The organism is Dietzia aerolata, assembly GCF_014144865.1.
Taxonomy (GTDB): Bacteria; Actinomycetota; Actinomycetes; order Mycobacteriales; family Mycobacteriaceae; genus Dietzia; species Dietzia aerolata.
On record NZ_JAALDM010000294.1, the window covers coordinates 1 to 4,844 of the forward strand.

Sequence of the window (4,844 nt, forward strand, 5' to 3'; positions counted from 1 at the left end):
CCTTGTCCCCCTCCTTGATGTCCATGGGGATGCGGTCGCCGTCCTCGTCGAAGCGGCCCTTGCCGACCGCGACGACGGTGCCCTCCTGGGGCTTCTCCTTGGCCGTGTCCGGGATGACGAGGCCGGACGCCGTGGTGGTCTCGGCAGCGGTGGCCTCGACGAGAATCTTGTCCTCAAGCGGCTTGATCGCCACGATGGATCCTCCGTGTGTAGATGACTGGTGTTTTGGGGGCGTCGGGCTCCGGAGGGCGTCGTCGCGGGTGACGCGGCCGGGGTCCATGCCTATTGGCACTCTATACGCGCGAGTGCCAGCACTCAAGTGTCCCGGGTGCCCAATTCGCGGCCGTTCGCGGCGGGCGAACACGACGCGCCCGGGTCACTCACCCTCCCCCACCGCTTCCACGCCAGACCGTGCTCGACGCAGGTGAAGATCAAAAGACGAGGACGACGACGACAACGTCTACCCGGAGTTCGGCTCCTCCCTCGAAGCCTGCACCCCCTTCGCCTCCTCCCATTCGGAAAACGGGAGCACCCGAATCTCAACCATCGCGCCGATCGCGTGCGCATATCGCAGCACTGTCGACATCTGAGGGTCGGTCTTGCGTGCCTCGAACTTCGAGATCGATGATTTGTGGCGGTTGATTCTCTTCGCAACCTCGGTCGCACTGAGGTCGGCCTGCTTCCGAAGCTCGATCAATTCCTCAACCAGACCACGCTCGGTCTGAGCCAATGCGAGCGCGAGGCGCTGCTCAGTAGTCATATGCGGAAGTGGCATGTCACCCCCTTTTTCTCGAGTTGCACTTAAACGCAACTATCTCACATGGCGTGTGCGGACGCGGTCGCCCGCCGACTTGCGACGCCCACCGAAAATCCCTCACCACCCGGCAATCAATTTCGTACTACACTGCGAAGTACGAAACTAGTGAGGTGCGTTGCGATTGAGAGTTCGAGTGCATCCGAGGGTGTCCACGAAGCGTCCCGAGATTTCCGAAGAGGACGTGGTCACGGCATTCGAGGGAGCGTTACGGTCTCGCGGTCGGGACACCACTCCTATCCAATGGGTTGGTGTCGGGATGGATCGCCAGGGCCGACTACTGGAGTTCGTGGCTGTAGAGGATGAGCCGGCCAGTTGGTTGGTTTTCCACGCGATGGTTGCGACCACAAAGGTCTTGAACGAAATCGGGCTAGGGAGATAGTTCACATGGGTAAGTACACAGCGGTCGATGGCACAGAGTTCACCGACTCCGACATTGAGCGTTGGGCTGACGAGCACGAGCGCGGCTACACCGGAGGCCACATCGGGCCCGCGGTTCCGGGTCGTCCGGTTAGCGTGGGGGTGGAAGCCAAGCCGTTTACCCTGCGGCTCGATGCGAATCGTCGCGCGAAGCTCGACAAGGTGGCCAAGGAACGCAACACCACTATCTCGGATCTGATGCGCGGACTCATCGACTCACTCTGACGCCGCGCCCCCACCCGTAGGCCGACCCACCAACACACCCCTACTGCACTGTCGGAACCACGCGGCACAATCCACCCCGAGGCACCCCGACCAGGCGGCGCCCACAACGAGGGAGGCCCGCGATGCCCGAGCGTCATTGGCAGATCTTCGCCGCGCTGTCCACCACCACCGACGCGCCGCACGAGCAGGTCCTCGGCACGGTTCCCGGGTCGGCGCTCATCCAGTTCGCGGATGGCACGTCGGAGGCGGCGATGCTCATCGACGCGGCCACGCAGGACGAGGCCGTGCTGTTCGTGCGCCTGGCGATGCTCGAACTCACGGTGGGCCTGACCTCGGTGACCGTGTCCGAAGTCCTCCCCGACCCCGACGCCCCCTTCACCCCGATGGTCTTCGACGACCCGCGGCTGATGCGCGCCCGCAGCTGGGCCCGCACACTGTCGCAGCCGATCCCCACCACCACCGAGCCCACCGACGACGGCGGCCTCTGACCCCCCGCACCGCACCACCTGCCCCACGAAGATCCACCCGTCCCCGGACGAACCACCCCACATCCACGACAACGACAACGACAACGACAACGACAACATTCACTCGACAGGATTTGCGTGATCCTCCGAAAACGCACCAATCCTGTCGAGTAAAAGGTGAGCAATATTGCCGGCTCGGCTCCCGGGCAGATTACGAGATCACGACGACAATGCCGTCGTCATTCGACTACGCTTTGGCCGGTCGCCTGACACTTCATTTCCCGCGTGACCGAACCGGTCAACTCCAGTTCGATCGCGTCCAACCCGTTCGCGCTTCGGGGTGCGTGCCGTTCGGAGCCCGTTGCCGATCACGAGGACTTCGGCGAGCTCATGCACCAGGACCACTGCTGCCAGTCCGAGCACTCCGGTGATCGCCAGTGGCAGGAGGACAACGATAATCAGCAGCGAGAGAACGATGTTCTGGTTGATGATGCTCCGGCCGCGGCGGGCGTGCGCAAGGGCCCGCGGAATCAGGCGGAGGTCGTTGCCGGTGAAGGCGACGTCGGCTGACTCGATCGCCGCATCCGATCCGGTCGCCCCCATCGCGATGCCCACGTCTGCAGTTGCCAGGGCCGGGGCGTCGTTGATGCCGTCACCGATCATGGCCGTGGGCTGTGGGCGGCTCAGACGTGCGACTTCGGCGGCCTTGTCCTGCGGCTTCAGTTCAGCCCGTACCGCGTCGATCCCGGCCTGCACTGCCAGCGCGTCGGCGGTCCGGGCATTGTCGCCGGTCAGCATGGTCACGCCGATTCGCTGCTGCGTCAGAGCATCGATCGCCTCGGGGACTTCCGGGCGGAGCTCATCGCGTACACCGATGGCACCGGCGGGAAGGTCGTCGCGGTGAACCATCACCACAGTCATGCCGCGGCTCTCCAACTCTGCGACCCGGCCGGCAAGCGAGCCTGGGTCCAGCCACCTCGGGCTGCCCACCGTGATGGTGGCCCCGTCGACCGTGCCGGTGACTCCGTGTCCGGCTGTTTCAGTGATATCCGTCGCCACTGTCGCCTCGGGGGAGGCCTGCGTGATCGCGGTGGCAAGTGGATGGGTGCTGTGGCGTTCCAGGCTCGCTGCCCAACCCAGAACCTGTTCTTCGGAAATCTCCGGTCCTTCGGAAATCGTCAGAATCTCCCGAACGGTCGGCTCATTGCGGGTGAGCGTGCCAGTCTTGTCGATCGCGAGATGCCTAATGGTGCCGAGTCGCTCGAACGCCGCCCCGGACTTGATGACCACTCCGAGCTTGCTTGCCGCCCCGATCGCTGAGATGACGGTAACCGGCACCGAGATCGCCAACGCACAGGGCGAGGCGGCCACCAGAACCACAAGAGCGCGGGTGATCCACAGTTCCGGGTCTCCAAGCAGCGCGCCGATGCCGGCGACCAGAACGGCAAGCACGAGCACACCCGGTACCAGGGGGCGCGCGATTCGATCCGCGAGCCTGGCCCGCTCCCCCTTCTCTGCCTGTGCTTGCTCGACCAGCTGCACGATTGTGGTCAGCGAGTTGTCGGTGCCTGATGCGGTGGCCTCGACCTCGAGCACCCCGGAGATGTTGATCGAGCCGGCCAGTATGTCATCACCTGGTTCCACCTCTACCGGAATCGACTCGCCGGTCACCGCGGAAATGTCCACACTGCTGCGCCCTCGCCTCACGATGCCGTCGGTGGCGACCCGTTCGCCGGCGCGGATCATCAGCACCTGTCCTGCGGTCAGGTCAGAGGCAGGGATGTCGACGGTGGTCGAGCCGGCCTTGACGGTCGCGGTCTCCGGCACCAGCTTCAGCAGTGAACGCAGCCCCGAGCGGGCACGATCCATCGCCTTGTCCTCCAGCGCTTCGGCGATGGAGTAGAGAAAAGCCAGCGCAGCGGCTTCCTCCACGTAACCGAGAATCACTGCCCCGATCGCGCTGATCGTCATGAGCAGCCCGATCCCGAGCTTGCGCTTGGTCACCAATGCCCGCAGGGCTCCGGGGACGAACGTCGACCCGCCGAGCAACAGGCCCACCCAGAACAGCGCCTGCCCCGCCAGTTCCGCTCCGGACCATTCGCAGATGAGGCCCGCAGCAAAGGAGACGCCCGAGAGCACCGGGACCACGATTGCGCGGTCCTTCCACCACGGCACGGCCTCGGCGTTCTGCGGGTCCGCACCCGCGCCCGTGACCTCGCCCGGGGAACAGCATTCAGCGCTCATGCCTACACCTCGGCAGCATCCGATTCCTGCACTGCATCGCAGCACCCTGCCACTGTGCAGCCGGGATGGATGCACGGAGTGTTCTCGTCTACCGCGAGAGTGACCTCCACCAGCGATGTCAGCGCGGCGGTCAGATGCGGATCGGCGATCTCATAGCGAGTCTGCCGCCCTTCGAGCTGACCGACGACGATCCCGCAACCTCGAAGACACGCGAGGTGATTGGACACATTCGACCTCGTCAGCTCTAGATCCCGCGCAATCTCGGCCGGGTAGCCCGGAGTCTCGAGCAACGACAGCAGGATTCGCGATCTCGTCGGATCGGACATTGCCCGACCTAATCGGTTCATGACGTCGAGACGCGAAGCTATGGTCAGCATTCACTGAACTGTACAGCCCCTAGTGAACTATGTGGATGGCCAGCGGCCTGACAACCCACATCTACGCGAGCGAGCCGCCCTCACACCACCTGCGTCGTCTCCACCGGCAGCCCGGGATCGGCGGCCACGGTCAGCGGACTCGCAGCGACCCCGTCGGCCAGCAGCGCGGAGGCCACGCCCACGACCATCGCGCCGTTGTCGGTGCACAGCCGCGGCCGCGGCACGCGCAGAGTGATACCCGCAGCAGCGCAACGCTCGGCAGCCAGCTCCCGCAGCCGCGAGTTCGCCGCCACGCCG

General features: G+C 64.9%; 6 protein-coding genes and 1 pseudogene. 2 read left to right on the top strand and 5 right to left on the bottom strand.

Annotation, left to right across the window (positions count from 1 at the left end; translation table 11 throughout):
* Positions 1-193 (bottom strand): co-chaperone GroES (locus G6016_RS15180; RefSeq protein WP_182633450.1); only part of this gene is annotated, 193 nt, incomplete at its 3' end.
* A gap of 267 nt (positions 194-460) precedes the next feature.
* Positions 461-760: a type II toxin-antitoxin system RelB family anti-toxin gene (gene relB / locus G6016_RS15185; protein WP_182633451.1), complete on the bottom strand. Its 300-nt coding sequence runs from the start codon at positions 758-760 to the stop codon at positions 461-463.
* A gap of 441 nt (positions 761-1,201) precedes the next feature.
* Here relB and G6016_RS15190 point away from each other — a divergent pair, with 441 nt between their 5' ends.
* Positions 1,202-1,459 (top strand): ribbon-helix-helix domain-containing protein, encoded by a 258-nt coding sequence (locus G6016_RS15190; protein WP_182633452.1) that lies wholly within the window; start codon positions 1,202-1,204, stop codon positions 1,457-1,459.
* 122 nt (positions 1,460-1,581) lie between these two features.
* Positions 1,582-1,947, top strand: a complete 366-nt coding sequence (locus tag G6016_RS15195) for a hypothetical protein (RefSeq protein WP_182633453.1) — start codon at positions 1,582-1,584, stop codon at positions 1,945-1,947.
* Positions 1,948-2,145: 198 nt separating this feature from the next.
* On the opposite strand, the gene G6016_RS15200 is transcribed toward G6016_RS15195, so the two are convergent.
* The 3 genes and pseudogenes from G6016_RS15200 to G6016_RS15210 form a co-directional block, all read right to left on the bottom strand.
* A complete protein-coding gene (locus G6016_RS15200; protein ID WP_182633454.1) occupies positions 2,146-4,170 on the bottom strand; it encodes a heavy metal translocating P-type ATPase in 2,025 nt (674 codons plus the stop codon).
* A 2-nt stretch (positions 4,171-4,172) separates the two neighbouring features.
* Positions 4,173-4,547: a Cd(II)/Pb(II)-sensing metalloregulatory transcriptional regulator CmtR gene (cmtR, locus tag G6016_RS15205; protein ID WP_182633455.1), complete on the bottom strand. Its 375-nt coding sequence runs from the start codon at positions 4,545-4,547 to the stop codon at positions 4,173-4,175.
* A gap of 80 nt (positions 4,548-4,627) precedes the next feature.
* Positions 4,628-4,844, bottom strand: a pseudogene (locus tag G6016_RS15210) (tRNA (adenosine(37)-N6)-threonylcarbamoyltransferase complex transferase subunit TsaD); the annotation flags it as partial.

Coding starts and splice junctions, on each gene's coding strand:
- G6016_RS15200 (WP_182633454.1), bottom strand. CDS start 4,170: ATGAGCGCTGAATGCTGTTCCCCGGGCGAGGTCACGGGCGCGGGTGCG.
- G6016_RS15195 (WP_182633453.1), top strand. CDS start 1,582: ATGCCCGAGCGTCATTGGCAGATCTTCGCCGCGCTGTCCACCACCACC.
- relB (WP_182633451.1), bottom strand. CDS start 760: ATGACTACTGAGCAGCGCCTCGCGCTCGCATTGGCTCAGACCGAGCGT.
- G6016_RS15190 (WP_182633452.1), top strand. CDS start 1,202: ATGGGTAAGTACACAGCGGTCGATGGCACAGAGTTCACCGACTCCGAC.
- cmtR (WP_182633455.1), bottom strand. CDS start 4,547: ATGCTGACCATAGCTTCGCGTCTCGACGTCATGAACCGATTAGGTCGG.